At 70.3% G+C, this 25,406-nt stretch carries 27 protein-coding genes and 1 tRNA gene; 9 read left to right on the plus strand and 19 right to left on the minus strand.

The genetic code is table 11. The features are described 5' to 3' along the window. Positions 1–37: 37 nt before the first annotated feature. Positions 38–751 (plus strand): SDR family oxidoreductase, encoded by a 714-nt coding sequence (locus ACR3ZA_RS04930; protein WP_473660716.1) that lies wholly within the window; start codon positions 38–40, stop codon positions 749–751. A 4-nt stretch (positions 752–755) separates the two neighbouring features. Here ACR3ZA_RS04930 and ACR3ZA_RS04935 read toward each other — a convergent pair whose 3' ends face one another. After that, positions 756–1,013 (minus strand): MoaD/ThiS family protein, encoded by a 258-nt coding sequence (locus tag ACR3ZA_RS04935; protein ID WP_473660717.1) that lies wholly within the window; start codon positions 1,011–1,013, stop codon positions 756–758. Beyond that, positions 1,010–2,077: a GTP 3',8-cyclase MoaA gene (gene moaA, locus ACR3ZA_RS04940; protein WP_473660719.1), complete on the minus strand. Its 1,068-nt coding sequence runs from the start codon at positions 2,075–2,077 to the stop codon at positions 1,010–1,012. The genes ACR3ZA_RS04935 and moaA overlap by 4 nt, the downstream gene beginning before the upstream one ends. An 89-nt stretch (positions 2,078–2,166) precedes the next feature. On the opposite strand from moaA, the gene ACR3ZA_RS04945 reads away from it, so the two are divergent. Both ACR3ZA_RS04945 and ACR3ZA_RS04950 read left to right on the plus strand, forming a co-directional pair. Beyond that, the gene (locus ACR3ZA_RS04945) at positions 2,167–2,760 is read left to right on the plus strand and encodes a molybdopterin-dependent oxidoreductase (RefSeq protein WP_473660721.1); all 594 of its coding nucleotides are present in this window, start codon (positions 2,167–2,169) and stop codon (positions 2,758–2,760) included. Positions 2,761–2,767: 7 nt separating this feature from the next. Then, on the plus strand, positions 2,768–3,541 hold the full coding sequence (locus ACR3ZA_RS04950; RefSeq protein WP_473660722.1) for an FAD-binding oxidoreductase: 774 nt from the start codon (positions 2,768–2,770) through the stop codon (positions 3,539–3,541). Positions 3,542–3,763: 222 nt separating this feature from the next. Here the strand turns inward: ACR3ZA_RS04950 and ilvC are convergent, their stop codons facing one another. The 12 genes from ilvC to otsA all read right to left on the minus strand — a co-directional run bounded on the left by ilvC (position 3,764) and on the right by otsA (position 17,562). Then, a complete protein-coding gene (ilvC, locus tag ACR3ZA_RS04955; protein ID WP_473551126.1) occupies positions 3,764–4,789 on the minus strand; it encodes a ketol-acid reductoisomerase in 1,026 nt (341 codons plus the stop codon). Between the two features lie 122 nt (positions 4,790–4,911). Further along, positions 4,912–5,421, minus strand: a complete 510-nt coding sequence (ilvN, locus tag ACR3ZA_RS04960; protein ID WP_294181318.1) for an acetolactate synthase small subunit — start codon at positions 5,419–5,421, stop codon at positions 4,912–4,914. Between the two features lie 3 nt (positions 5,422–5,424). After that, positions 5,425–7,236 (minus strand): acetolactate synthase large subunit, encoded by a 1,812-nt coding sequence (locus ACR3ZA_RS04965; RefSeq protein WP_473660723.1) that lies wholly within the window; start codon positions 7,234–7,236, stop codon positions 5,425–5,427. 60 nt (positions 7,237–7,296) lie between these two features. Next, positions 7,297–9,018 carry a dihydroxy-acid dehydratase gene (gene ilvD, locus ACR3ZA_RS04970; RefSeq protein WP_473660724.1) on the minus strand — a complete coding sequence of 574 codons (1,722 nt, stop codon included), beginning with the start codon at positions 9,016–9,018 and terminating at the stop codon, positions 7,297–7,299. Positions 9,019–9,062: 44 nt separating this feature from the next. After that, positions 9,063–9,440: a monovalent cation/H(+) antiporter subunit G gene (gene mnhG / locus ACR3ZA_RS04975; protein ID WP_473660726.1), complete on the minus strand. Its 378-nt coding sequence runs from the start codon at positions 9,438–9,440 to the stop codon at positions 9,063–9,065. Further along, positions 9,437–9,733: a monovalent cation/H+ antiporter complex subunit F gene (locus ACR3ZA_RS04980; protein ID WP_473660727.1), complete on the minus strand. Its 297-nt coding sequence runs from the start codon at positions 9,731–9,733 to the stop codon at positions 9,437–9,439. The genes mnhG and ACR3ZA_RS04980 overlap by 4 nt, the downstream gene beginning before the upstream one ends. Beyond that, entirely contained in the window at positions 9,730–10,284 is a 555-nt protein-coding gene (locus ACR3ZA_RS04985; protein ID WP_473660728.1) for a Na+/H+ antiporter subunit E, read from the minus strand. The genes ACR3ZA_RS04980 and ACR3ZA_RS04985 overlap by 4 nt, the downstream gene beginning before the upstream one ends. A 10-nt stretch (positions 10,285–10,294) precedes the next feature. Beyond that, on the minus strand, positions 10,295–11,857 hold the full coding sequence (locus tag ACR3ZA_RS04990) for a Na+/H+ antiporter subunit D (protein WP_473660729.1): 1,563 nt from the start codon (positions 11,855–11,857) through the stop codon (positions 10,295–10,297). Then, the gene (locus ACR3ZA_RS04995) at positions 11,854–12,324 is read right to left on the minus strand and encodes a Na(+)/H(+) antiporter subunit C (RefSeq protein WP_473660732.1); all 471 of its coding nucleotides are present in this window, start codon (positions 12,322–12,324) and stop codon (positions 11,854–11,856) included. Before ACR3ZA_RS04995 ends, ACR3ZA_RS04990 begins: the two co-directional genes overlap by 4 nt. Next, the gene (locus ACR3ZA_RS05000; protein WP_473660733.1) at positions 12,321–15,251 is read right to left on the minus strand and encodes a Na+/H+ antiporter subunit A; all 2,931 of its coding nucleotides are present in this window, start codon (positions 15,249–15,251) and stop codon (positions 12,321–12,323) included. Before ACR3ZA_RS05000 ends, ACR3ZA_RS04995 begins: the two co-directional genes overlap by 4 nt. 71 nt (positions 15,252–15,322) lie before the next feature. Next, positions 15,323–16,108: a trehalose-phosphatase gene (gene otsB / locus ACR3ZA_RS05005; protein WP_473660735.1), complete on the minus strand. Its 786-nt coding sequence runs from the start codon at positions 16,106–16,108 to the stop codon at positions 15,323–15,325. Next, entirely contained in the window at positions 16,105–17,562 is a 1,458-nt protein-coding gene (gene otsA / locus ACR3ZA_RS05010; protein ID WP_473660737.1) for an alpha,alpha-trehalose-phosphate synthase (UDP-forming), read from the minus strand. The genes otsB and otsA overlap by 4 nt, the downstream gene beginning before the upstream one ends. Before the next feature lie 127 nt (positions 17,563–17,689). Between otsA and ACR3ZA_RS05015 the strand changes: the two genes are divergently transcribed. From ACR3ZA_RS05015 to ACR3ZA_RS05030, 4 genes are all read left to right on the plus strand, one after another. Then, positions 17,690–18,592, plus strand: a complete 903-nt coding sequence (locus ACR3ZA_RS05015; RefSeq protein ID WP_473660739.1) for a TIM barrel protein — start codon at positions 17,690–17,692, stop codon at positions 18,590–18,592. Positions 18,593–18,618: 26 nt separating this feature from the next. After that, positions 18,619–18,810 carry a hypothetical protein gene (locus tag ACR3ZA_RS05020; protein WP_473660740.1) on the plus strand — a complete coding sequence of 64 codons (192 nt, stop codon included), beginning with the start codon at positions 18,619–18,621 and terminating at the stop codon, positions 18,808–18,810. Between the two features lie 125 nt (positions 18,811–18,935). Further along, positions 18,936–19,619: a hypothetical protein gene (locus tag ACR3ZA_RS05025; protein ID WP_473660743.1), complete on the plus strand. Its 684-nt coding sequence runs from the start codon at positions 18,936–18,938 to the stop codon at positions 19,617–19,619. Between the two features lie 28 nt (positions 19,620–19,647). Further along, positions 19,648–20,409 (plus strand): alpha/beta hydrolase, encoded by a 762-nt coding sequence (locus tag ACR3ZA_RS05030; RefSeq protein WP_473660746.1) that lies wholly within the window; start codon positions 19,648–19,650, stop codon positions 20,407–20,409. Positions 20,410–20,482: 73 nt separating this feature from the next. Here the strand turns inward: ACR3ZA_RS05030 and ACR3ZA_RS05035 are convergent. After that, positions 20,483–20,555: transfer RNA gene (locus ACR3ZA_RS05035), tRNA-Lys, on the minus strand. Positions 20,556–20,644: 89 nt separating this feature from the next. Between ACR3ZA_RS05035 and bcp the strand changes: the two genes are divergently transcribed. Next, complete coding sequence (bcp, locus tag ACR3ZA_RS05040) at positions 20,645–21,124, plus strand: thioredoxin-dependent thiol peroxidase (RefSeq protein ID WP_473660748.1); 480 nt, start codon at positions 20,645–20,647, stop codon at positions 21,122–21,124. Between the two features lie 12 nt (positions 21,125–21,136). On the opposite strand, the gene ACR3ZA_RS05045 is transcribed toward bcp, so the two are convergent. Next, entirely contained in the window at positions 21,137–21,529 is a 393-nt protein-coding gene (locus tag ACR3ZA_RS05045) for a hypothetical protein (protein ID WP_473660751.1), read from the minus strand. 205 nt (positions 21,530–21,734) lie between these two features. Here ACR3ZA_RS05045 and ACR3ZA_RS05050 point away from each other — a divergent pair, with 205 nt between their 5' ends. Next, positions 21,735–21,983 (plus strand): WhiB family transcriptional regulator, encoded by a 249-nt coding sequence (locus ACR3ZA_RS05050; RefSeq protein WP_294179310.1) that lies wholly within the window; start codon positions 21,735–21,737, stop codon positions 21,981–21,983. Between the two features lie 21 nt (positions 21,984–22,004). Here ACR3ZA_RS05050 and ACR3ZA_RS05055 read toward each other — a convergent pair whose 3' ends face one another. Genes ACR3ZA_RS05055 through ACR3ZA_RS05065 form a run of 3 tightly spaced genes read right to left on the minus strand, consistent with a single transcriptional unit; the run spans position 22,005 to position 25,403 of the window. Continuing rightward, complete coding sequence (locus tag ACR3ZA_RS05055; RefSeq protein ID WP_473660753.1) at positions 22,005–23,501, minus strand: histidine kinase N-terminal domain-containing protein; 1,497 nt, start codon at positions 23,499–23,501, stop codon at positions 22,005–22,007. Between the two features lie 4 nt (positions 23,502–23,505). Then, positions 23,506–24,783, minus strand: coding sequence for a CpaE/TadZ family protein (locus ACR3ZA_RS05060; protein ID WP_473660755.1), 1,278 nt, complete (start codon positions 24,781–24,783; stop codon positions 23,506–23,508). After that, the gene (locus ACR3ZA_RS05065) at positions 24,780–25,403 is read right to left on the minus strand and encodes a CpaB family protein (protein WP_473660759.1); all 624 of its coding nucleotides are present in this window, start codon (positions 25,401–25,403) and stop codon (positions 24,780–24,782) included. Before ACR3ZA_RS05065 ends, ACR3ZA_RS05060 begins: the two co-directional genes overlap by 4 nt. Between the last annotated feature and the right edge of the window lie 3 nt (positions 25,404–25,406).

Genomic DNA, 25,406 nt, shown 5'->3' on the forward strand with positions numbered 1-25,406 from the left:
CCCGCCAGGGCGGGCACGCGCGCGGCAGAATGGACGCATGGATCTCGGACTGCAGAATCGTGTCGCCCTCGTCGTCGGCGGAACCGGCCGCATCGGCGCCGCCACCGCGCGCCAGCTCGTCGACGAAGGGGCGACGGTGGTGCTCGCGGCTCGCAACGCAGAGAAGCTCTCCGCTCTCGCGGCCGAGCTCGGGGTCGACTCGGTGGTGCTCGACGCCGCCGACGACGCCTCGGTGACATCCGCGATCGACGAGGTGCTTGCCCGCCACGGGCGCATCGACGTCGCCGTGCTGACCGCGGCGCCGCCCGCCGGGAGCCTCGACGCGAGCCGGGATCACGAGCCCGCCCACCTCGTCGAGGCGATCGACGGCAAGGCGCTCGGCTTCCTGCGCGTCGCCAACGCGCTGCTGCCGCACATGACGGCCGCCAGGTACGGGCGCATCGTCGGCGTGAGCGGTCAGATCGCGCGCATGACGACGACGATGACCGGTTCGGTGCGCAACGTCGCGCTGAACACGATCGCGAAGTCGCTCGCGGATGCCGCCGCCGGCACCGGCGTGACCGTCAACGTCGTGAACCCGGGCCCGGTGCGCGACGAGACGGAGCACGCGTCGCCGGGCCGCGGCCTCCCGGGCGAGTCGACCTACGCGGAGGTCGCGGCACTCATCGTGTTCCTGACGTCGCATTTCGCGGGCGGCATCTCGGGCGAGCAGATCGCCACCGGGCACAAGCTGCGCGGCGTGCTCGACTGAGCCTTCAGCCGCCGGCGAACGGCGGCAGCACGTCCACCGCGTCGCCGAGAGTGCGCGCGTCGTCGCGCGAGACGACCCCATCGACGAGGAAGGATCCGGCCGTCATCACCCGGTCCATCTCGGCCCCGTAGCGCTCGCGCAGCGCTGCGCGCAGATGCCCGACGGTCGCCGCGGCCGGCAGCACGAGCGTCTCGTCCTCGCGACCGGCGACGTCCGCGGCCGCCGCGAAATAGCGCACGGCAATCGAGCGCACCGCCGTCATCCCCCGATCGCCCCCATGGACCGCACCGGCCGCGCGAAGTCGGCCGCGTCGATTCCGTGCCCGGCCTGCTTGCCCCACATCGCCGCCCGCCAGCGGTCGGCGATCTCGGCGTCGCTCGCGCCGCCGCGCAGCAGCGCGCGCAGGTCGGTCTCGTCGTCGCCGAACAGGCACGAGCGGACGGTGCCCTCGGCGGTCAGTCGGGTGCGGTCACAGGCGGCGCAGAAGGAGCGCGTGACCGAGGCGATGATGCCGACGGTGGCCGGTCCTTCATCCACCTGCCACTCCTCGGCGGGGGCGGACGGATCCTCGCGCCCCACCTCGGTGAGCCGGAAACGGGTGCCGAGCACCTCGAGCAGCTCGGCGGCGGGCACCATGTTGGCGCGTTGCCAGGCCTCGTCGGCATCGAGCGGCATCTGCTCGATGAAGCGCAGCCGGGCCCCGTGCTCGATCGCCCAGTCGAGCAGCGCGGGGGCGTCGCCGAGCGTCTCGCGCATGAGCACCGCGTTCACCTTGAGCGGGCCGAGGCCCGCCGCGTGCGCCGCCGCGATGCCGCGCAGCACCGCGGGAAGCCGGTCACGCCGGGTGAGGCGCTCGAAGTGGGCGCGGTCGATCGTGTCGAGGGAGACGTTGATTCGGTCGAGGCCCGCGTCGCGCAGCGCCGCCGCGCGCTTGTCGAGACCGATCGCGTTCGTCGTCATCGCGAGCGACGCCCCGGGCGCAGCCGCGCGCGACAGCGCGATGATCTCCACCAGGTCGGCGCGGGTCAACGGCTCGCCGCCCGTGAAGCGCACATCGCGCACCCCGAGGTCGCGCGCCGCGATGCCGACCAGCCGGGCGATCTCGGCGGCGCTCAGCAGCTCGTTCTTCGGGATCACGGGCAGACCCTCGGCGGGCATGCAGTAGGTGCAGCGCAGCGAGCAGGCGGAGGTGATCGAGACCCGCAGGTCGTGCGCGACGCGTCCGAAGCGGTCGATCAGCGCATCCGTGTCGGGGCGTCCCGCCGTCGACGGCGCCGCACTCGGGTCGCGGCGCACCGCCGGCATCCCGAGCCCGAGAGAAGTCATGCCACCAGCCTAGGGTCGCCGCTCCTGACAATGCTCGCCGTGCGGTCTACTCTGAACCCAGAGTTCGCTCATGTTTCGGGAGGATGCGCATGTCGTTCATCACACGAGGCTTCACCGGTCGCGGCGGCGACCGCGACCCCCGACTCCCACCCGGGCAGACGCTCGTCGAAGACTGGCCGGTGCTCTCCGCGGGCGCCACCCCGCAGCTCGAGACCGAGGACTGGACGTTCACGATCGCCGACGAGACCGGGGCCAAGCACGTGTGGACCTGGGACGAGATGCTCGCGCTCGGCGTCGAAGACATCCAGACCGACATCCACTGCGTGACCCACTGGACGAAGCTCGACATGGCCTGGCGTGGCGTGAGTCTCGACAAGTTCTTCGAGAACGTCGAGTCGAGCTACGACTACGTGATGGCGCACAGCTACGGCGGCTACACCACCAACATTCCGCTCGATGAGCTGCTCGACGGGCAGGCCTGGATCGCAACCGAAGCCGAGGGCGAGCCGCTCAGCCCCGAGCACGGCGGCCCCGCGCGACTGCTCGTGCCCGCCCTGTACTTCTGGAAGAGCGCCAAGTGGATCCGCGGGCTGGTGATGATGCCGCGCGACGACCCCGGCTTCTGGGAGCAGAACGGCTACCACCTGCACGGCGACCCGTGGCAGGAGGAGCGGTACTGGTGATCCGACGATGAAGGTCACCGACCGGATCGCGGTGCACCGCGCGGCCTGGCACCTGGCGACCGTGGCCGAGACCTCGCCCGAGACGCCGAACTCGCGCCGACTGGTGCTCGACGTGCCCACCTGGCCGGGCAACGATGCCGGAGCCCACCTCGACATCCGGCTGACGGCGCCCGACGGCTATCAGGCCTCGCGCGCGTACTCGATCGCGTCGGCGGGGGCCGCGACCCGCCTCACCCTCGTCGTCGACCGGCTCGAGTACGGCGAGGTCTCGCCGTTCCTCGTCGACGAGCTGCGGGTCGGCGACCAGCTCGAGGTGCACGGGCCGTTGGGGCGGTTCTTCCTCTGGCATCCGCCGACCGAGGGCGACGGCGCACAGCTGCCGCCGGTGCAGCTGATCGGCGCCGGCTCCGGCATCGTGCCGCTGTTCGCGATGGCCGCCGCGCATGCCGAGGCGGGCGACATGACGCGGTTCCGACTGTTGTACTCGGTGCGCGACCCCGCGCACGTGTTCTTCCGCGAGGAGCTGGCCGAGGCGGCGGGGCGCTGCCCGGGACCGCTCGAGGTCGACTACATCTACACGCGCGAGGCGCCGGACGGCTGGCCGACGGCCCCCGCGCGGATCACGCGCGAGGCGCTCGCCGATCACAGCATCCCGCCGGAGGAGATGCCCCGCATCTACCTCTGCGGCCCGACGCCCTTCGTCGAGATGGTCTCCATGTGGCTCGTGGAGGCCGGCCACGACCCCGCCCAAATCCGAGCCGAGCGCTTCGGCGGCGCCTAACCCCCTGTGGGCGCGCGGGATGCATCCCGGGCGCCGCCGCGTGCCGCGCGCGTCACACGGTTGGGTCAGGGATGCATCCCTGCCGACATCCCGCGAGCACAGGCCGCCTTCGCATCCGCGAACCCGTGACGGGAGCACGCACCCAACGGACGCCGAAATGACGTAAGGGAGTGCCGCGCGCGGCACTCCCTTACGTCAGGGATGCATCCCTGGCGCCAAAAACTAGCGGGCGGCGGAGCCGTCGGTGTAGTCGGCGTCCTGCTGCTTCCACGCGAAGAGGGCGCGGAGGTCCTTGCCGGTCTTCTCGATCGGGTGCTGGGCACCCTTCTCGCGCAGCGACATGAACTCGGGCGCGCCGGCGTCCTGGTCGTCGATGAAGCGCTTCGCGAACGCACCGGACTGGATGTCGGCGAGAACGGCCTGCATGTTCTCCTTGACGCTCGGGTCGATGACGCGCGGGCCGGAGACGTAGTCGCCGTACTCGGCCGTGTCGGAGACCGACCAGCGCTGCTTGGCGATGCCGCCCTCCCACATCAGGTCGACGATGAGCTTCAGCTCGTGAAGCACCTCGAAGTAGGCGATCTCGGGCTGGTAGCCCGCCTCGACGAGGGTCTCGAAGCCGTACTGCACCAGCTGCGACGTGCCGCCGCAGAGCACGGCCTGCTCGCCGAACAGGTCCGACTCGGTCTCTTCGGTGAAGGTGGTCTTGATGACGCCGGCGCGGGTGCCGCCGATCGCCTTCGCGTACGACTTCGCGAGGTCCCAGGCCTGGCCCGAGGCGTCGTTCTCGACCGCGATGATGTCCGGGATGCCACGGCCGGCGACGTACTCGCGACGCACCGTGTGGCCCGGGGCCTTCGGGGCGACGAGGATCACGTCGACGTCGGACGGCGCCTCGATGTAGCCGAAGCGGATGTTGAAGCCGTGCGCGAAGGCGAGGGTCTTGCCCGCGGTCAGCTTGTCCTTGATGCTCTCGTTGTAGATCGCGCGCTGGTGCTGGTCCGGCGCGAGGATCATGATGACGTCGGCCCACTCGGCGGCGTCGGCGACGCTGAGCACCTCGAAGCCCTCTTCGGTGGCCTTGGGGGCCGACTTCGAGCCGTCCTTCAGACCAATCTTGACCTCGACGCCCGAGTCGCGGAGGTTCATCGCGTGGGCGTGGCCCTGCGATCCGTAGCCGACGATCGCGACCTTCTTGCCCTGGATGAGGGAGAGGTCGGCGTCCTTGTCGTAGTAGAGCTCTGCCATGAGGGGGTTTCTCTTTCTTCTTGTGTGGGTCGAGCAGCCCGCGAGCGGGCGTATCGGAACCCGTCGTACGGGGTGCTGGTCTCGATATGCGGCCTTCGGCCGCTCCTCAACCAGCTGGGTTTTCAGTTCTTGAGGACGCGCTCGCTGATGCTCTTCGCACCGCGACCGATGGCGAGGAGGCCCGACTGCGCGAGCTCCTTGATCCCGTAGGGCTCGAGCACGCGCAGGAAGGCCTGCACCTTGCCCGAGTCGCCCGTCACCTCGATGACCAGCGCATCCGGTGCCACGTCGACAACGCGCGCGCGGAACAGGTTCACCGCCTCGAGGATCTGCGAGCGGGTCGTGTTGTCGACGCGGACCTTGATCAGCAGGTGCTCGCGCTCGACCGCCTGTGTCGGGTCGAGCTCGACGATCTTGACCACGTTGATCAGCTTGTTCAGCTGCTTGGTGACCTGCTCCAGCGGGAGGGCGTCCACATCCACCACGACGGTGATGCGGCTGAGGCCCTCCAGCTCGGAGTGGCCGACCGCGAGCGACTCGATGTTGAAGCCGCGGCGGGCGAACAGTCCCGCGACGCGGGTCAGCAGGCCGGGCTTGTCTTCGACGAGCAGGGAGAGAACGTGACGCGACATGGCTTACTCCTCCTCCCACTCGGGAGCGTGATCTCGGGCGTACTGCACTTGCGAGTTGCCGACGCCCTGCGGCACCATCGGCCACACCATCGCGTCGCGGCTGACCACGAAGTCGATGACGACGGGCCGGTCGTTGGTCTCGATCGCGAGCTTGATCGCCGCATCGACCTCTTCGGGCTTCGTGACGCGGATGCCGAGGGCACCGTACGCTTCGGCGAGCTTCACGAAGTCGGGCACCATGCGGGTCTGCTCGGTGGCCGAGGTCGAGCCGGTGTTGAGGTCGGTGAACGAGTGACGGCCGTCGTAGAACAGCGTCTGCCACTGGCGCACCATGCCGAGGCTCGAGTTGTTGATGATCGCGACCTTGATCGGGATGTCGTTGATCGTGCAGGTGGCGAGCTCCTGATTGGTCATCTGGAAGCATCCGTCGCCGTCGATCGCCCACACCAGGCGGTCCGGCTGGGCCACCTTGGCGCCCATCGCGGCGGGCACCGAGTAGCCCATCGTTCCGGCGCCGCCGGAGTTCAGCCACGACATCGGCCGCTCGTACTTGATGAACTGCGCGGCCCACATCTGGTGCTGGCCGACGCCGGCGGCGTAGATCGCCTCCGGGCCGGAGAGCTCGCCGATGCGCTGGATGATGCCCTGCGGGGCGAGCAGCCCGTCGTCGGGGTCGTCGACGAAGCCGAGCGGGAAGTTCGCCGTCAGCTGGTTGAGACGCGTCCACCACTCCGAGTAGTCGGGGGTGACGTTCTTCGACGCGGCGGTGTAGGCCGCCAGCAGCTCGGGCAGCACCTCTTTCACGTCGCCGACGATCGGCACATCGGCGGTGCGGATCTTGCCGATCTCGGCCGGGTCGATGTCGACGTGCACGACCTTCGCCTCGGGGGCGAAGTCGGCCACCTTGCCGGTGACGCGGTCGTCGAACCGCGCACCGAGCGCGATGATCAGGTCGCTCTCCTGCAGGCCGAGCACCGCGGGCACCGTGCCGTGCATGCCGGGCATGCCGAGGTGCTGCGGGTGCGAGTCGGGGAACGCGCCGCGCGCCATGAGCGTCGTGACGACGGGGGTGCCGGTCTTCTCGGCGAGCTTCAGCAGCTCCTTCTCGGCACGGCCGCGGATCACTCCGCCGCCCACGTACAGGATCGGCTTCTTCGCGGCGGCGAGCATCTCGCCGGCGGCGACGATCTGCTTGCCATGCGCCTTGGTCACCGGGCGGTAGCCGAGCAGCTCGACCTTGGGCGGCCAGATGAACGGCGCCGACTTCTGCTGCGCGTCCTTGGTGATGTCGACGAGCACCGGGCCGGGGCGGCCGGTGGTGGCGATCTCGACGGCCGCGGCAAGCACGCCGGGCACATCTTCGGGCTTGGTCACCAGGAACGAGTGCTTGGTGATCGGCATCGTGATGCCGACGATGTCGACCTCCTGGAACGCATCCGTTCCCATCGAGGTGGAGAACACCTGGCCGGTGATCGCCAACAGCGGCACCGAGTCCATGTAGGCGTCGGCGATCGCCGTGACGAGGTTCGTGGCGCCGGGGCCCGAGGTGGCGATGCAGACGCCGAGCTTGCCGGAGGCCGAGGCGTAGCCTTCGGCCGCGTGGCCGGCGCCCTGCTCGTGGCGCACCAGGATGTGCCGGATCGCGGTGGAGGCCATCAGCTCGTCGTAGAACGGCATGATGGCGCCGCCGGGAAGTCCGAAGACGTCGGTGATGCCGAGCTTTTCGAGCGAGGCGAGGATCTGCCCCGAGCCGGTGAGCTCGGGCGGGCCGGCCTTGCCCGGCGCTGCCGGGGCCGGTGCGGAGTCCGCAGTCATGGATGAGGTCCTTCGAAAAGTGTCTGATCGATCCGCCGGCCGGCAGATCGGGAGCGCAAGCTACCCGGTGACCGCGCCTTCCGCAGCGGAATGCACGAGCTTCGAGTACTTCGCGAGAACGCCACGGGTATAGCGCGGAGGAAGTGGAGCCCAGCCGTCGCGGCGGGCTGCCAGCTCGGCCTCGTCGACCAGTAGGTCAATGGACCGGGCGGCGATATCGACCCGTATCAGATCACCGTCGCGGACGAATGCGATCGGACCTGCGTCCACCGCTTCGGGAGCGACGTGGCCGATGCACAGGCCGGTTGTGCCGCCTGAGAATCTGCCGTCGGTCAAGAGTAGTACATCTTTTCCGAGGCCTGCCCCCTTGATGGCGGCGGTGATGGCGAGCATCTCACGCATGCCGGGGCCGCCCTTGGGGCCTTCGAAGCGGATGACCACGACGTCGCCGGCGGTGATCTCGCCGTTGGTGAGCGCATCCATCGCGGCGCGCTCGCGCTCGAACACGCGCGCCGGGCCCTCGAAGGTCTCGGCGTCGAAGCCGGCGGTCTTCACGACCGCACCCTCCGGGGCGAGCGAGCCGTGCAGGATCGTCAGGCCTCCGGTGGCGTGGATCGGGTTGTCGAGCGCGCGCAGCACCTTGCCGTCGAGCGGGTCGATGTCCATCTCGGCGAGATTCTCGGCCAGGGTCTTGCCGGTGACGGTGAGGGCGTCGCCGTGCATGAGCCCGGCATCCATCAGCGCCTTCATCAGGGTCGGCAGCCCGCCGTGACGGTCGACGTCGTTCATGACGTACTGGCCGAAGGGCTTGAGGTCGCCGATGTGCGGCACCTTCGAGCCGATGCGGTTGAAGTCGTCGAGGGTCAGCTCGACCTCGGCCTCGTGCGCGATCGCGAGCAGGTGCAGCACGATGTTCGTCGAGCCGCCGAGCGCCATGCCGACCGCGATGGCGTTCTCGAACGCCTTCTTGGTGAGGATGTCGCGCGCGGTGATGCCGAGGCGCAGCAGGTTGGTGACGGCCTCGCCAGAGCGGTGGGCGAAGTAGTCGCGGCGCGCGTCGGCGGCGGCCGGGCTCGCGCTGCCGGGCAGCGAGAGGCCGAGCGCTTCGGCGACGGAGGCCATCGTGTTGGCGGTGTACATGCCGCCGCAGGCACCCTCACCGGGCGCGAAGGCGCACTCGATGCGCTTGGCGTCGGCCTCGCTCATCTTGCCGGCCTTGACCGCGCCGACCGCCTCGAAGGAGTCGATGATGGTGATGTCCTTCTCGGTGCCGTCCGAGAGCTTCACCCAGCCGGGGGCGATCGATCCGGCGTAGAGGAACACGGAGGCGAGGTCGAGTCGCGCCGCCGCCATCAGCATGCCGGGGATCGACTTGTCGCAGCCCGCGAGCAGCACCGAGCCGTCGAGCCGCTCGGCCTGCATGACGGTCTCGACGCTGTCGGCGATGACCTCACGCGAGACGAGCGAGAAGTGCATGCCTTCGTGGCCCATCGAGATGCCGTCGGAGACGGAGATGGTGCCGAACTGCAGCGGGTATCCCCCGCCGGAGTGCACGCCCTCCTTGGCTGCCTGCGCGAGACGCCCCAGGCTCAGGTTGCAGGGGGTGATCTCGTTCCACGAGCTGGCGATGCCGATCTGCGACTTGTCCCAGTCGGCGTCGCCCATGCCGACGGCGCGCAGCATACCGCGACTCGTCGTGGCTTCGATGCCATCGGTGACGGTGCGAGAACGGGGCTTGTGATCGATTGCGGGCGCGCCCGAATCGGCAGATGTTTCCGGCATGTGTCGAGGGTATCGCGTCGGCGCGGTTCGCATGGCCCGCGGACTCAGGAGCCTTCGCGCGACTCCCGCTCCTCGGCCCGCGAGACGTCGTCGACGAGCTCGTCGCGCATCAGCAGGTCACGTCGCACGTTCTTGGTTCGGTAGCCCGCGCGACCGATCATGTGCGCCGCCACCGGCGCCGTGAAGAGCTGGAAGATCGCGATCGGCACGAGCGCGAGCAGCGTCGCCCAGGTGCGGGTGGCGAGCGCGATGGCGATGATCACCAGGATCAGGCCGAGGATCTGCGGCTTGGTGCCGGCGTGCAGCCGGCTCAGCGAGTCGGGGAACCGCAGCAGACCGACGGCGGCGCCGAGCGAGAGCAGCGAGGCGAGCACGAGGCAGACGCCCGCCGCGAGGTCGAGGATGAGGTCGAGATCGATCATCGGTCGACCTCCGGCTGGTCGGCGGGCTGCGTTTCGACGGGACGCTGCGACACGAAGCGCGAGACGGCGATCGTGGCGATGCTCGCCGAGACGGCGATGACGAGCATGACGACGAGGTTGCGGGTGTGACCCGAGACGACCATCTCGGCGCCCACGACCAGCAGCACGATGGTCAGCAGCACGTCGGCCGCGATCATGCGGTCGAGCACCGTCGGGCCGAGGACGACCCGGATCACGGCGAGGACGGCGGAGAGGGAGAAGATCACGCCCGCGATGGTGATGAGAACAGTCATGATGCTCGGCACCTCTCCAGGTCGTCGCGCGATCCGACGGCGCGCACGAGTCGCGCCTCGGTGTCGAGCACGGTCCGGCGCGCCCGGTCGAGGTCGCGTTCGGTGCGCGCCCCGAGCACGTGCACGAACAGCGCCGCGCGGTCGCGGTCGATCTCGATCACGAGCGAGCCGGGCACGAGCGAGATCGCGGTGGCGGTCAGGGTGACGACGAAGTCGGAGTGCGAGCGCAGATCCACTTCGATGATCGCGTTGCTGCGGATCGGCGGCCCGAAGGCCCGCGCGGCGACGGCGAAGGAAGCCACGAACAGCTCGGCGCCGAAGTGGGCGAGGAACACGATCAGCCAGAACGGGTTGAAGCGCCCCGAGAGCTCGACCGGCGGCAGGTAGAAGAACTGGGTGGCGGCGACCGCGACGAGAACGCCGCTGACCAGGCTGAGCCACGACACGGTGCCCCACAGCAGCATCCAGAGCACCACGAGCGTGACGAGCAGCGGAAGCTGCTGCAGCAGCCGGAACCGCACCGCCCTGCGGGTCACGGTGTGTGGGGTCATCTCCTCAGGCTCACTCATCGAGACCCTCCGGGAAGACGGCGTCCTGATAGAAGTCGCCTTCGAGGTTCTGTCCGGCCCGCTCGCTCAGGTCGTAGAGCGGTCCGGCGAAGACGGTGAGCGCGAGCCCCACGCCGACCATCGCGATCGTGACGCCGGTCATGATGCGCGGGGTCGTGGTGGCGACCGGCGCCGTGATGACCGCGCCGGTCGGAGCGGACTGCTCGTCGACCGGCGCCGCGGCGCCCTCCGGCGCGGGACGCCAGAACGCGGCGTTCCAGACGCGGATGAGCGCGTACAGGGTGAGCAGCGAGACAAGCGCGCCCGCCGCCACCCCGACGAGCGCGAGCGGCTCGCCCGCCTCGACGGCCGCGGTGAACAGGCCGATCTTGCCGAGGAATCCGGAGAACGGCGGGATGCCGCCGAGGTTCAGCGCGGGGATCAGGAAGATGCCGGCGACCAACGGCGAGATCGCGAGCAGTCCCCCGAGCTTCGGCAGCGAGGTGCTGCCAGCCAGTCGCTCGATGAGTCCCGCGGCGAGGAACAGCGTGGTCTGCACGACGATGTGGTGCACGACGTAGTAGATCGTCGCCGTCGTTCCGGCGACGGTTCCGAGCCCGATGCCGAGGATCATGTAGCCGATGTGGCTCACGAGCGTGAAGCTCAGCAGCCGCTTGATGTCGCTCTGCGCGACGGCGCCGAGCACACCCACCACCATGGTGATCGTCGCGACGGTCAGGAGAAGCGGGTTCAGCTCGGGCCCCGGGAACAGCAGCGTCTCGGTGCGGATGATGGCGTAGACGCCGACCTTGGTCAGCAATCCGGCGAACACGGCGGTGACGGGCGCGGGCGCCGTCGGGTAGGAGTCGGGCAGCCAGAACGACAGCGGGAACACGGCGGCCTTGATGCCGAAGCCGAGCAGCAGCATCACGTGCAGGAGGATCTGCACGTCGGTGGGGATCGTGTCGAGCCGGTCGGCGATCTGCGCCATGTTGACGGTGCCGGTCGCCCCGTAGATCATCGCGATCGAGCCGAGGAACAGCGCCGAGGAGACCAGGCTGACGACGATGTAGGTGGTGCCGGCGCGGATGCGCTCCGTGGTGCCGCCGATGGTGATGAGCACGTAGCTGGAGACCAGCAGCACCTCGAAGCCGACGTAGAGGTTGAACAGGTCGCCGGCGATGAAGGCGATCGCGACTCCCGCGGCCAGGATCAGATAGGTCGGATAGTAGATCGTGACGGGGGTCTCGGCGTCGCCGTCGGCGAGACCCTGTCCGACGGAGAACAGCAGGACCGCGAGCAGCACGATGGCCGAGATCGCGAGCAGCAGTGCGGCGAGCCGGTCCACGACGAGGACGATGCCGTACGGCGCCGCCCAGCCCCCGACCTCCATCACGAGCGGTCCGCCGGTGTCGGCCGCGACGAGCATGACGATGCTCACGGCGAGCATGCCGACCAGCGCGGCCACGGCGAGCACGCGCTGCGCCCGGGCACGGCGACCGAGGGCGAGCGCGGCTCCGGCGCCGATCAGCGGGAGCAGCACCACGAGGGGCACCAGCGCCACGGGGGCGTTCATCGCGTCACCTCCGCCTCGGTGGCCGGCGGGGTCTCGGCGTCGCCTTCGCCGAACTCGCTGGACTCGCTCGCGACATCCTCGCCGTACTCGGTCTGCTCTCCCGCCGTCGAGGCGGTGCCGGCGCGCATCGCCAGGTCGTCGGCGTCGTCGGAGAGCGTGTCGGCGCGGGAGAGCAGCCACGACCGGTAGATGAGCGCGAGCAGGAACGCCGAGACGGCGAAGGTGATCACGATCGCGGTGAGGATGAGCGCCTGCGGAAGCGGGTCGCTCATCGCCTCGGTGCTCTCCTCGTCGTAGATCGGCGCGGCGCCCGGGCGCCCGGCGACGATCAGGATGAGCAGATTCGTCGCGTTGCCGACCAGCAGGAAGCCGAACAGCACGCGCGTCATGCTCCGCTCCAGCAGCAGGTACACGCCGCAGGCGTAGAGCACGGCCATGACCACGAGCAGCACGAGTGAGACGCTCATACCGATACCTCCCCGGACGCGCGTCGGCTTGCCGTCCCCGCCTCGGCGTCCTCGCTCTGCCGGTCGACCTCGGCGCCGAGGCTGCGCAGCACGTCGAGGGCGAGCCCGACGACGACGAGGTACACGCCGATGTCGAAGAACATCGAGGTGACCAGGTCGATCTCGCCGAACACGCCGAGCGACAGGGTCACCCACGTCGAGGTGAGCGCGTCGACGCCGAAGAACAGCGGGATGACCGCGGTGGCGGACGCGGTGAGCAGGCCGACCCCGAGGATGACGCCCGCATCGAACGGCGCGGCAGCCCCCAGCTCGCGGCGACCGCCCGCGAGGTAGCGCGCGGTGAGCGCGAGGCCGACGACGAGGCCTCCCGCGAACCCGCCGCCGGGGGCGTTGTGCCCCACCAGCAGCAGGTACACCGAGACGACGATGAGCGCGTGGAAGATGAGCCGGACGACCACTTCCAGCAGGATCGAGCGGTTCTCCGGCGAGAGCGTGCGCCCCGCCAGCAGCCACGAACCGCGGGCGACCGGCACGTGCAGCGGCTCCTCCTGCTGCAAGCGGCGCTTGCGGATCGAGGCGCGCGCGGCCCGCCGCCCCACGCGCGGCAGGTCGTCGCGGCGCGAGCTGACGAAGATGAGGCTGGCGACACCGGTCGCGGCGGCGATCACGACCGACAGTTCGCCCAGCGTGTCCCAGGCCCGGATGTCGACCAGGGCCACGTTGACGACGTTGCGCCCGTGACCTTGCACATAGGCGAGTTCGGGCCAGGCGAGTGAGATGGGCTCGTCGACGCGCACGCCGGTGGCGACGATCGCGAGCGCGGCCATCGCGAGTCCCACCGTCACCCCGAGCAGCGCGCGCGGGAGCCGGTTGGTGCTGCCGTTGTGCTCACCGAGGCGCGCCGGCAGTCGGCGCAGCACCAGCACGAATGCGACGAGGGTGACGACCTCGACGAGAAGCTGCGTGAGGGCCAGATCCGGTGCGCCCTGCGTCGCGAAGATGGCGGCCATTCCGGTGCCGGTGACGCCGACGAGGATCGCGCCGGCGAAGCGCTTCTGCGCGCGCGCCGCCGCGATCGCGCCGACGACCATGACGAGGCCGGCGGCGAACTGAACCGGCCCCTGTGCGAGCTCCCAGTTCTGCGTCCACGATTCGACGCCCAGCAGCGCCCCGACGAGCGCGAGCGCCACCACCAGGTAGATCACGCCGAGATAGAACGGCAGCGACCCGCGCTGCAGCTGCGCCGTGAGCCATGCCGCGACGCGGTCGGTCGCGCCGACGACGGCGCGGTACACCCGCTCGGCGAGCGGAGCCCGGGGTTCGCGCTCCTCCCGCCGTCGCAGCAGGGCGGCGAGGCCGAGACCGAGCGCGATGCTGACACCGGAGGCCGCGAGCGCGAGTCCGACGCCGTGCCAGAACTCGACGTGCGGCGCCTCGGCGGCATCCGCGTAGCCCGCGATGCTCGCCGTCGCGAGCGGGTCGAGGATCGCGGCGAACGGGCCGAGCGCGGCGGTGATCGCCACGAGCACGACCGCGGGCGCGAGCATGAAGCCGAGCTCCGACCTGCTCGGCGCGCGCATCGTGCGGAGCGCGCCGGTCTCGCGCGAGACGAGCTGCTCGGGCCGCTTGTCGGCGAACGCGCCCCAGACGAAGCGGAAGCCGTAGGCGAGGGTCAGCACCGCCCCGGCGACGAGCCCGGCGAGCACGAGCCACGCCGCCGGGTCCCCGGCCTCGGCGACCTCGAGGACGGCCGCGAACACGGCCTCCTTGGCCACGAAGCCGAACAGCGGCGGCAGCCCGGCCATCGAGGCGACCGCGATGATCGCGGCGGCGGCGAGGACCGGTGCGCGGCGCCCCAGCCCCGTGATCTCGCGCAGGTCGCGGGTGCCCATGCGGTGGTCGACGATGCCGACGATGAGGAACAGCGCCGACTTGAACAGCGCATGCGCCAGCAGCAGCACGATGCCGGCGAGCGCCGCCTCGGCCGTGCCGAAGCCGGCGATCACGATGAGCATGCCGAGCTGGCTGACCGTGCCGTGCGCGAGCACCTGCTTGAGGTCGGTCTGCCGCAGCGCCTGAATGCCGCCGAGCAGCAGGGTGACGAGCCCGAGCGTGACGAGCACCTCGCTCCACCCGGGAGTCGACGCGAAGCCCGGGCCGAGGCGCAGCACCAGGTAGATGCCCGCCTTCACCATCGCCGCGGCGTGCAGGTACGCGCTCACCGGGGTCGGGGCGGCCATCGCGCCGGGCAGCCAGAAGTGGAACGGGAAGATCGCCGACTTCGAGAGCGCGCCGACCAGCACGAGCATCATCGCGACGGTCACGACGGGACCGCTCGGCGCCGCGGCGATCAGTTCGCGCAGCGAGGTGGTGCCGCCCTCCGCCACCAGCAGCACGAAGCCGACGAGCATCACGAGCCCGCCGAGCGTCGTCACCAGCAGGGCCTGCAGGGCGCCGCTTCGACTCGCCCGCTTCTGGTGCGAGTGGCCGATGAGCAGGTAGGAGAAGACGCTGGTCGCCTCCCAGAAGATGAAGAGCAGGTAGACGTCGTCGGCCAGGACGAGACCGTACATGGCCCCGGCGAACGCCATGAACGTTCCCGCGAACGCCCCGATGCGGGCATCGTCACCGCGGAAGTAGCGCGTGCAATAGAGCAGCACGAGCGCGCCGACTCCGGTCACGACGAGCGCGAGCAGAAGGCCCAGCGGATCCATCACGAACGAGGCGCTCAGGTCGAGCTGGTCGATCCAGATCGTCGATTCGACGAACACCCGGCCGTCGGCGACCTCGGGGGCGTGCACGAGCGCCTGCGCGAATCCGGCGGCGGCCACGAGTGCCGCGAGCGGAAAGACTCCCCGACCGATCCAGCGCGCCAGGCCGGGCAGCAGGACAGCGGCGACGATGAACGCGAGAAAGATGGAGAGCATCCCGTCCCTTCCGCGCCGCCGGATTCCAGATTACTGAGAGGAGCCTGAGAAGAAGCGCACAGCCACTGCGGTCACCCTCCGACCGCGCTTCGCAGGGTCGCGAGCTCGTCGAGCACGCGCGCGACCTCGTCGGGGCCGCCGACCCGGAAGCTCGCCGCGGTCTCGCCCGCGCCGCTCTTCAGCCCGAGGTCACCGGGGCCGAGCACGCGGAAGGCGTCCTCGTCGGTGACGTCATCGCCGGCGAAGAATACGGCGTCGGCGTGCGTGTACCGACGGAGGTGCTCGACCGCCTCGCCCTTGTTGGCCGAGCGCACCGAGAACTCGAGCACGTTCTTGCCGCCGCGAACCGTGAGCCCGTCGAGGCGCTCCTCCGCTCGCGCACGCGTCTCGCGCTGCGCGCGCTCGGCGTCCTCGGCCGACGCGAGTCTGCTGTGCACCGCAAATCCGGCCGGTTTGTGCTCCAGCCAGACCTGATCGATGTCGGCGACGACGCCCTCAAGCACCTCGTGGAGCACCTGGACACGCTCCAGCTCGTGCGGTTCGAGCGGGTCGCCGTCGCCGTCAGCGTCGAGCCGGTACTCGACCCCGTGCGAGCCGACAAGCAGCGTCTCGGACGTGGCGCCGGTCACGTGCTGAAGGCTCTCCAAGGCGCGGCCGGAGATGAAGGCGACCCGGGTCTCCGGCAGAGCCAGCAGTCGGTCGACGGCGGCCTGCGCCGCCGGAATCGCCCGGGCATCCTCGGGAGAGTCGACCTCGGGCGCGAGGGTGCCATCGAAGTCGAGCGCCACCAGCAGTCGGGGCACCCCGGCGATCGCGCGCAGGGCGTCACGCAGAGCGGGGGGAACCTCGGCGCTCACGATGCCGCGACCTGCTCCGGGGCCGCGTCGGCGGCGTCGCGCCCCTTCGTCGCCTCGAGCACGCGCAGGAACTTCGCCGACCAGTTGGCGACGTCGTTCTCGTTGACGCGACGCCGCATGGCGCGCATCCGCTTGCGACGGTCCGCCCGCGGCATCGCGGCGGCGCGGATGATCGTGTCCTTCAGTCCCTCGATGTCGTGCGGGTTGACCAGCAGCGCGCTCTTCAGCTCATCGGCGGCGCCGGCGAACTCGCTGAGCACCAGCACGCCGTCTTCGTCCTTGCGGGCGGCGACGTACTCCTTCGCCACCAGGTTCATGCCGTCGCGCAGCGCGGTGACCAGCATGATGTCAGCGGCGAGGTAGAGCGCCGCCATCTCCTCACGCGGATACCCGTGGTACAGGTAGTGAATCGGCTGGTGGCTGATCGTGCCGAAGTCTCCGTTGATGCGCCCGACCATCAACTCGATCTCGTCGCGCAGCTGCATGTAGGCCTCGACGCGCTCGCGGCTCGGGCTCGCCACCTGCACCAGGGCGACATCCTCCACGGTCATGCGCTGCTCGCTGAGCAGCTCGCCGAAGGCCTTCATCCGGTGCCGAATGCCCTTGGTGTAGTCGAGCCGGTCGACGCCGAGCATGATCGTCGTCGGGTTGCCCAGATCACTGCGGATCTGCGCGGCCCGCGCCTGCACCTCGGGGCGCTGGGCGAGTTCTTCGAACGACTTCGCATCGATCGAGATCGGGAAGGCCTTCGCGATCACCTGGCGCTTCTCGCCGTCGTCGGTGCGCGGCACCTCGATCGACGTCGAACTCGTCTTGTAGGCGAAGAGCCGACGCACTGCCCGGGTGAAGTTCCCGGCGTCGGCGACGCGCTGGAATCCGATCACATCGGCGCCGAGCAGGCCTTCGATGATCTGGCGCCGCCACGGCAGCTGCGAGTAGATGCCGTATGCGGGGAACGGAATGTGGTTGAAGAAGCCGATCGTGAGATCGGGGCGCAGCTCGCGCAGCATGCGAGGAACGAGCTGGAGCTGGTAATCCTGCACCCAGACCGTCGCCCCCTCCGCCGACACCGCGGCGGTCGCCTCGGCGAACCGGCGGTTGACGTGCACGTAGCGGTCCCACCACTCGCGGTGATAGCTCGGCTGCGCGATGACGTCGTGGTACAGCGGCCAGATCGTGTCGTTGCTGAAGCCCTCGTAGTAGAGCTCGATGTCCGTCACCGACAGCGGAACCGGCACGATGCGGATTCCGTCGTTGTCGAAGGGGGCCAGCTCCAGATCCGGCTGACCGGCCCAGCCGACCCACGCGCCGTCGGCGGCGCGCATCACCGGCTCGAGCGCCGTGACCAGACCGCCGGGAGACTGCCTCCAGGTCGTCGCACCCGACTCGTCGACGACGCGGTCGACGGGGAGACGATTCGAGACGACAACAAAGGAATACAGTTCATCGTCCATGCCGATACGGTATCAGCCGGCCCCTGCGCCAAAGCCGAGAACTCCCCGGGTCCGGTGGGTGGGCGAGTGACGAAAACCTTCGCATGAGCGACACATCCACGACATGTTGGCTCGATAGCGTGCCGCCATGATCGCCATCGGAATGAGCACTTCGTGCGTGTTCCCTCTCGGCGTCGAGCAGGCATTCCGCCTGGCCCGGCTTGCGGGCTTCGACGGCATCGAGGTCATGGTCACGAGCGACTCCGTCACGCGGGATGGCTCCGCCCTCCGTGCTCTGAGCGAGCGGTACGAGCTTCCGATCCTGTCGATTCACGCCCCCGTGCTGCTGCTGACCCCGTTCGTCTGGGGCCGGAACCCCGCGGTGAAGCTGCAGCGCTCGGCGGAGCTCGCGGCGACACTGGGCGCGCCGAGCGTGGTCGTGCACCCGCCGTTCCGCTGGCAGTCCGACTACGCCACCGACTTCGAGCGGATCGTGCGCAGCACCGCCGCCGAGGCGGGCGTGGAGATCGCGGTCGAGAACATGTTCCCGTGGAAGATCGCGGGCCGACAGCTCACCGCCTACGCGCCGAGCCCCGACCCGCTCGACCTCGACGTCGACGCCATGACTCTCGACTTCTCGCACGCCTCGCTGGCCGGACGCGACTCGCTCGAGATCGCGATGGCAATGGGCGACCGACTGCGTCACCTCCACCTCTGCGACGGACGCGGATCGGTCGAGGACGGCACCGTCTTCGACGAGCACCTGCTTCCCGGCCGCGGAACGCAGCCGGTCGCCGAGACGCTCGCGTGGCTCGCCACGAGCGGCTGGGCGGGATCGGTGGTCGCCGAGGTGAAGCCCGCGAAGTCGACGAGCGACGCCAAGCGTCTCGCGCAGCTGATCGAGACCGTCGCGTTCGCGAAGCACCATGTCGGTCAAGAGCACGCGACGCGCGAGCCGCTGCTGGCTGGAGCTTCCCCGCGCTTCGGTCGACGCCGCGCCGATGAGACGAGTTCGACGCTCACGCCCCCGCCCGGCAGCGATGCGCGATAGCGTGGAGTAACAGTCAGGAGGCGTCGATGCGCAAGTTCCTCTTCAACACGAGCGTGTTGAGCTCGGTCTTCGGTGCTGTGGGCATCGCCAAGCAGACCAAGGAGGGCCCGCGCGACTGGCGTCTGATCCTGATGTGGATCAGCTGGGCCATCTCGGTCGCGATCGCCGTCGGCACCGTCGTCGAGGCGAGCCGCGAGCACGAGCTCGACGAGTACTAGCCCCGGCGTCGCGAGCGCGCAGACGCGGGGGCGACGAGGGCACAGCGAAACCCCAGACACATCCCAGCGTCGGTTGCTAGCGTCGCCCAGTTCGCACTCGCCGTGAGCGCGACCACCCTTCGCCTATGGCCACCTTCTTTCGCCCCCACTACGTCGCGCGCGTGCAGCGGCACGCCCCGCGCACGCGCTTCCGCCTGCCCCTGCTGCTGGCGCCCGTCGCCGCCATCCTCGGCCTGGCGATGATCGTCGTGAACGCGCCGCCCGCCCCCGCCACCGATGCGCAGCTCATCGCCGCGTACAACGACCGCTGGGGCCAGTCGCTCACCGTGCCGTCGACCGTCGAGACGCCGGAGATCGTGCGCGACAGCTACGACGCGACCCCGGGCATCGAGACGCTGAAGGCGAGCGGCACCAACTACGACTGGGCGACGATGGTGCTGCTGTTCGCCGACTTCCCGGTCACCGAGGACAGCGTCACCGTCATCACGCGCTGGATGCGCCAGGAGAACTACGTCGACAACTGGTGGCTGCGCAACAACCCGCTCAACAACGGCTGGGGTGCCGACGGCGGAACCTTCCTCGGCGGCAACCCCGACCTCGTGGACGCCGCGCAGGATGTCGCCAACGCGCTGACCACCTACGCCGGCTACGCGGGGATGCGCGCCGCCTTCGAACGCGGCGCCTCCGCCGCCGAGATCGAGAACGAGATCTGGTTCGGCCCCTGGGCGACCGGGCACTACAACGATGGCGCGCATTGGAGCTACGTCGAGGTGCCGGTCGTGACCGCGCCGGCGAGCGCCTGGGGCTAGCCCCGCCGTCGCCCCGTAGAGTGCGAGCGTGACTTCCGATACGCGCGCCCCCCGGGTTCGCCGCCTCGTGCGCCGCACCGGTCTGATCGCCCTCGCGCTTGGCATCGCCGCCCTCGGCGGAGCCATCGTCTGGGCCGCCAACCCGATGCCCGCCGAGCCCGAACCGCTCGCCGCGGTCGCGGCGGACCCGTCGCTCACCGTGATCGACGGCGACGGCGTCATCGTGCTCGACCCCGCGGAGCCGTCCGGCATCGGCCTGGTGTTCCTGCCCGGCGCGCGCGTGGCGCCGGCCGCCTACGAGTCGAAGCTCTCCGCCCTCGCCGACGACGGCATCACCGTGGTCATCGCCGAGGTGCCGCTGAACTTCGCGATTCTCGAGACGCGCGACCTGGACGTGCTCACCGCGAGCGCCCCCACGGTCGACACCTGGTACCTCGGCGGACATTCGCTCGGCGGCGTGCGCGCCTGCCAGTACGCGGCCGACGGCCTCGACGAGGTGGCGGGGCTCATCCTGTTCGGCTCGTACTGCGCGAGCGACCTCGCGGACTCCGGCCTCGACGTGCTGAGCCTCGCCGGCGAGAACGACGGGCTGAGCACCGCCGAGAAGATCGCCGACGCCGCAGACCTGCTGCCGGCCGACACCGAGTTCGTGGAGATCCCCGGTGCGACCCACGCCCAGTTCGGCGACTACGGCGAGCAGCCGGGCGACGGCGAGGCGACAACGACGGATGCGGAGGTGCGCGCGGCGATCGCCGCGTCCATCGCCGCATTCCTGGCCAGCGCCCGCTGACCGCGCGGGTCTCGGCCCGCGTCCCGACAGCAAAAAACCCCGGCATCTGGCGAGAGATAGCCGGGGTTTTCCGTACACCCCCCGGGACTTGAACCCGGAACCCACTGATTAAGAGTCAGTTGCTCTGCCAATTGAGCTAGAGGTGCGCGATCCGGAAAGACCGGACCGAGGGACTACGATAGCACCTCCAGGACGGCCTCGCGAACGCGCCGTCTGCCCGCACCGAAAGGCCCCCGTGACCGCTCCGCTCCGCCTCGAACCCGGAACCCTCGCCCCCGACTTCACGCTGACCGATCACGAGGGCGCGAGCGTCACCCTGAGCGACCTGCGCGGGCAGAAGACGATCCTGTACTTCTATGGCGAGGCCATGACCCCGGGCTGCACGACCCAGGCCTGCGACTTCCGCGACAGCCTCGGCGAGCTTGCCGGGGCCGGCTACCGAGTGATCGGGATCTCCCGGGATGCGGTCGCCAAGCTGGAGCGCTTCGCCCGCGAGGAGCACCTCACCTTCCCGCTGCTGAGCGACCCCGACCACGCCGTGCACGACCTGTACGGCACCTTCGGCGAAAAGCAGCTCTACGGCAAGACGGTCACCGGGGCGATCCGCTCGACCTTCGTGCTCGACGAGGCGGGCGTCATCGAGCTCGCGCTCTACAACGTCAAGGCCACGGGGCACGTGAACATGCTCCGCAAGAAGCTCGGTCTCGCCGCCTAGCGCGGCAGGCGTCTAGTCTCGCGGCGCCAGCCAGCGACCCGTCACGGGCGACATCAGCAGCAGGAAGCCGAGCGCGGAGCCGAGCACGAGGGGCCAGCCCCAGCCCGGCTGCGCGAACACGCCCTGCAGGGCGCCGACCCCGACCGCGAACTGCAGCACCTGCCAGACGAGCGCCGCCGAACGACTCCACCCGGCGCCGCGCCACATGCCGACGACGATCGCGCCGACCCAGATCGCGGCGATCGCCACGACCACCGTGAGGGCGATCGCCGACGACAGGGAGTCCGGTCGATCGACGAGCAGTTCGAACACCAGGAACACGGTGTAGCCGGCCACGAGCGCGAACTCCGCAAGGAGGATAGACAGAAGGGTCCAGACGGCGGCCGGACGAGGTCGAGAACTCACAGGGTCATCCCATTCAAAACTATTGATTCCACGTTACATCTGTGTAAACCTTGTCCACGGTTGATGTGACGCCGACATCGAGGTTGGCGAGTCCCGAAATCCCACACCCCATTGCCTTTTCGGTCACTCTCGACCGCGCGCGCGCGGTTCTCCTCGGAGTTCCGCGGTGCGACCGCGTCCAGCACCATCTCGAAGGAGCACCACTATGGATTGGCGTGACAAAGCCGCCTGTCTGACCGTTGACCCGGAACTGTTCTTCCCGGTCGGCAACACCGGACCCGCCGTCGACCAGATCGACAAGGCGAAGGCGGTGTGCGGTCGATGCACGGTGACCGAGATGTGCCTGCAGTACGCCCTCGAGACCAACCAGGACTCGGGCGTCTGGGGCGGCCTCAGCGAAGACGAGCGCCGCGCCCTGAAGCGTCGCGCCGCGCGCGCCCGCCGCGCCTCCTGAGGCGCTTTCCCGCCGCACCGGCTAGCGCTCCGCGCGCAGCCACTGCAGGGGAACCTTGATCGTCACCTCGGTCCCCTCCCCTTCGAGCGTGTGCCAGTCGATGGTGCCGCCCAGCTCCCCCTGAATCAGCGTGCGCACAATCTGCGTGCCGAGCCCCGCGCCGACCTTGCCCTCGGCCAGGCCGACGCCGTCGTCGCGCACCCGCACGCTCAGCTCGCCGTCCTGACGACGGGCCGAGATCTCGACCTCGCCGTCGCGGCCGGCCAGGCCGTGCTCGACCGCGTTCGTCACCAGCTCGGTGAGCGCCAGCGACAGCGGCGTCGCGTACTCGCTCGGCAGGATGCCGAAGGAGCCGGTCTTCTTCGGGCGTACCGTCGTGTTGTGGGTCGAGGCCACCTCGGCCACGAGCTGCAGCACCCGATCGAACACGTCGTCGAAGTCGACGTTCTGGTCGAGCCCGCCGGAGAGCGTGTCGTGCACCACCGCGATCGCCGCGACGCGCCGCATCGCCTGGGTGAGCGCCTCGCGCGAGGCGTCGCTGTGCGCGCGCCGCGCTTGGATGCGCAGCAGGCTCGCCACCGTCTGCAGATTGTTCTTGACCCGATGGTGGATCTCGCGAATCGTCGCGTCCTTGGTGATCAGCTCCTGCTCCTGGTGCCGCACCTCGGTCACGTCGCGCACCAGCACGATCGCGCCGGTGCGGGTTCCCCGGTCGCGGATCGGGATGGTGCGCAGGGTCACGGTGACGCCGCGCGCCTCGATGTCGGCCCGCCACGGGGCGCGACCGGTCACGACGAGCGGCAGAGACTCGTCCACCTCGAGGCGGCCGGCAAGGATCTGGGTGGTGACGTCCGCCAGCGACTCCCCCTCGAGCTCGCCCGAGAACCCGGCCCGGTTGAACGCCGAGAGCGCGTTGGGGCTGGCGAAGGTGACGATGCCGCCCGGGTCGAGCCGGATCAGGCCATCGGCGGCGCGCGGGGCGCCACGGCGCGGGCCGGACGGGGCGGCCAGGTCGGGGAAGTCCCCCGAGGCGATCATGCCGAGCAGGTCGTTGGCGCACTGGTTGAAGGTCAGCTCCTGACGACCCGGCGTGCGCGCCTCGCTGAGGTTGCTGTGCCGCGTCAGCACCGCGATCGGATGCTCGGTCGTCTGGGCACCCGACGGCGACAGGCGCCGAAGCACCGGCACCGCGCGCACGCGCGTGGGCGTCTCCTCGTACCAGTCGGGGTTCGCGGTGTCGACGATCTTGCCGGTGGTGAAGGCCTCGGTCACCTGAGCGCGCCACTCGGGCTTGATCTGCTGCCCGACGATGTCCCGGTAGAAGATGGTCGCCGCCGAGCTCGGGCGCGAGTGCGCGACCGCGAGGAAGCCGTCGTCTTCGGTCGGCACCCAGACGACGACGTCGGCGAAGGCCAGGTCGGCGATCAGCTGACCGTCGCCGACGAGAAGCTGCAGCCACTCGGCGTCCGCCTCGGACGATCGTCCCTGAGCCTGAACGAGGTCGGTGAGCGTCGACATGCTCTCAGGCTAGTCGCCTCTCCCGGGTGAATAATCCGCGCCGACCGGGACGCGTCGCGGCGGAGTCGAGGATGCGGTCGTCGACCAGCGCCCCGAGGGCGGCACGCGCCGCCGAGCGCGGCGCCACCTCGCCGAGCGGCCGGCCCGACAGCAGCGCCGCATCGAAGCCGCGCGGATCCCACGGGATCAGCACCGGGTCGTCGATCCCGGCGAAGCGCGCGAGCGACTGCCGGATCTGCGCCCCCGGGTTGACACCGATCGCGCTGGCGCGCACCTTGTTGACGACGACCGTGACGCGCTCCGGCGGCACGTGCTCGAGGAGCTCCAGCTGTGCACGCACCAGTCGCGCGAGACCGATCGCATCGGCCGCACCGACGAGGAGCACCCGGTCGGCGGCGCGCACCGCCGCGAGCGCCGCCGCGTTGCGTCGCGGGGCCTGCAGGTCGCTGGAGATCTCCTCGTCGTGCTCGAGGCTCGCAGCGGTGTCGAGCACGAGCGTCGACACCCAGGAGCGCGCGGCCATGATCGTCGCCGTCACCCGCTCCGCGGTCAGCTCGGGCCAGCGCGTCGCGCGGCCGAGGCCGGTCAGCACCGACATGCCGCCGCGCGACAGCGGAACCCATTCGGCGACCCGTTCGAACTCGTCGCGGGTGAGGGCGTCGTTTCCGGCAAGACGACACGCGGCCGCGAACCCCGGAGCCTCGTCGAGGAGTCCGAGCGAGGGCGCGATGGCTGCGGCGTGCGTGTCGGCGTCGGCGAGACCGACGACGCCGCCGCGCACGGCGAGCTCGGCCGCGAGCGCCACCGCGATGCTGGTGCGGCCCGGCGCTCCCGCGGGCCCCCACACCGCGATCACCTCGCCACGCGTGGCCGCGGGCGCCGTCGCGGTCGCGGTCGCGGTCGCGGGAGCCTCGGCGGCGACCTCCGCGGGAGCCGGACCGGCGGGTGCATCCCACTCGAACGGCTCCGCGAGCGTGTCGATGACGCCGAGCTCGGCGGCGAGCCGCTGCTCGTCCCGCGTGAGCGCCACGACGATCAGCTTCGCTCCGTGCTCGTCGCACGCGGCCACGAGCGTCGCGTCGAGGTACTGCGGCTGCGCCGCAGCCACGACCGCGTCCGGTCGCAGCGCGGGGAGGCGCGCTGCCAGTTCGCTCGCACCCGAGCAGCGCGCGACCACCCGCACCCCGTGCCGCCGCGCGCTCGCCTCGAGTCGCTGCTCGTCGTCGAGCGGAAGACACAGCGCCACCCCGCCGCGGGGGTGCGGCTCAACCGGCTCGCTCACGGTGCCGTCCAGGCCAGGCCCGCGGGAACCACCGCGAGCTCCACCTCGTCCGCGATCGCCTGCAGGATGCGCGCGACGCGCGCCCGCGGCACGAGCACCTCCACGGTCGCTCCCTGCTCCGACGCGACGAATCCGTCGCTCTCGCGCACCTCGACGAGCACCGCATCCGCGACCAGCACCGCAGGCGGCGCCGCCCGGCCGTCGGTGACGGCCGCGGCCATCCAGACATCGACCCGACTCCCGGGCTCCAAGGATCGGCTGACCGGTGTTGCGAGCGTCAGCACGAGCGCCGTCGACCCGATTGCACTCGCGTCGCCGAGGGCCGAGACGCTCACCAGCTCCCCCGCGCGAATGGACTCGGTGACGACCAATCCCTGCTCGGGAAGCTGACCGACCGCGAGATACAGCCCCTCGCCGCCGTCGAGGTCGACGCGCCGCTCCACGAGGTCGGCCTCCAGAATGCGATCACCCGGCTGCAGGGTCGCGGTCGCCGCGTAGACGCTCGAACGCTGGTCGAACGCCGACACGATCCCGACGACCCCCAGCACCGACGCGATCACGAGGGCGAGACCGATGAACAGCCGCGGGTCGGCGGCACGGCGGCGAGTCAGGCTCGACATCGC

It is taken from the genome of Herbiconiux sp. J20-20 (assembly GCF_057365085.1).

What these genes read in the sequence shown, in the direction of transcription:
- ACR3ZA_RS04930 (WP_473660716.1), top strand. Translation starts at nt 38, where the DNA reads ATGGATCTCGGACTGCAGAATCGTGTCGCCCTCGTCGTCGGCGGAACC.
- ACR3ZA_RS04935 (WP_473660717.1), bottom strand. Translation starts at nt 1,013, where the DNA reads ATGACGGCGGTGCGCTCGATTGCCGTGCGCTATTTCGCGGCGGCCGCG.
- moaA (WP_473660719.1), bottom strand. Translation starts at nt 2,077, where the DNA reads ATGACTTCTCTCGGGCTCGGGATGCCGGCGGTGCGCCGCGACCCGAGT.
- ACR3ZA_RS04945 (WP_473660721.1), top strand. Translation starts at nt 2,167, where the DNA reads ATGTCGTTCATCACACGAGGCTTCACCGGTCGCGGCGGCGACCGCGAC.
- ACR3ZA_RS04950 (WP_473660722.1), top strand. Translation starts at nt 2,768, where the DNA reads ATGAAGGTCACCGACCGGATCGCGGTGCACCGCGCGGCCTGGCACCTG.
- ilvC (WP_473551126.1), bottom strand. Translation starts at nt 4,789, where the DNA reads ATGGCAGAGCTCTACTACGACAAGGACGCCGACCTCTCCCTCATCCAG.
- ilvN (WP_294181318.1), bottom strand. Translation starts at nt 5,421, where the DNA reads ATGTCGCGTCACGTTCTCTCCCTGCTCGTCGAAGACAAGCCCGGCCTG.
- ACR3ZA_RS04965 (WP_473660723.1), bottom strand. Translation starts at nt 7,236, where the DNA reads ATGACTGCGGACTCCGCACCGGCCCCGGCAGCGCCGGGCAAGGCCGGC.
- ilvD (WP_473660724.1), bottom strand. Translation starts at nt 9,018, where the DNA reads ATGCCGGAAACATCTGCCGATTCGGGCGCGCCCGCAATCGATCACAAG.
- mnhG (WP_473660726.1), bottom strand. Translation starts at nt 9,440, where the DNA reads ATGATCGATCTCGACCTCATCCTCGACCTCGCGGCGGGCGTCTGCCTC.
- ACR3ZA_RS04980 (WP_473660727.1), bottom strand. Translation starts at nt 9,733, where the DNA reads ATGACTGTTCTCATCACCATCGCGGGCGTGATCTTCTCCCTCTCCGCC.
- ACR3ZA_RS04985 (WP_473660728.1), bottom strand. Translation starts at nt 10,284, where the DNA reads ATGACCCCACACACCGTGACCCGCAGGGCGGTGCGGTTCCGGCTGCTG.
- ACR3ZA_RS04990 (WP_473660729.1), bottom strand. Translation starts at nt 11,857, where the DNA reads ATGAACGCCCCCGTGGCGCTGGTGCCCCTCGTGGTGCTGCTCCCGCTG.
- ACR3ZA_RS04995 (WP_473660732.1), bottom strand. Translation starts at nt 12,324, where the DNA reads ATGAGCGTCTCACTCGTGCTGCTCGTGGTCATGGCCGTGCTCTACGCC.
- ACR3ZA_RS05000 (WP_473660733.1), bottom strand. Translation starts at nt 15,251, where the DNA reads ATGCTCTCCATCTTTCTCGCGTTCATCGTCGCCGCTGTCCTGCTGCCC.
- otsA (WP_473660737.1), bottom strand. Translation starts at nt 17,562, where the DNA reads ATGGACGATGAACTGTATTCCTTTGTTGTCGTCTCGAATCGTCTCCCC.
- ACR3ZA_RS05015 (WP_473660739.1), top strand. Translation starts at nt 17,690, where the DNA reads ATGATCGCCATCGGAATGAGCACTTCGTGCGTGTTCCCTCTCGGCGTC.
- ACR3ZA_RS05020 (WP_473660740.1), top strand. Translation starts at nt 18,619, where the DNA reads ATGCGCAAGTTCCTCTTCAACACGAGCGTGTTGAGCTCGGTCTTCGGT.
- ACR3ZA_RS05025 (WP_473660743.1), top strand. Translation starts at nt 18,936, where the DNA reads ATGGCCACCTTCTTTCGCCCCCACTACGTCGCGCGCGTGCAGCGGCAC.
- ACR3ZA_RS05050 (WP_294179310.1), top strand. Translation starts at nt 21,735, where the DNA reads ATGGATTGGCGTGACAAAGCCGCCTGTCTGACCGTTGACCCGGAACTG.
- ACR3ZA_RS05055 (WP_473660753.1), bottom strand. Translation starts at nt 23,501, where the DNA reads ATGTCGACGCTCACCGACCTCGTTCAGGCTCAGGGACGATCGTCCGAG.
- ACR3ZA_RS05065 (WP_473660759.1), bottom strand. Translation starts at nt 25,403, where the DNA reads ATGTCGAGCCTGACTCGCCGCCGTGCCGCCGACCCGCGGCTGTTCATC.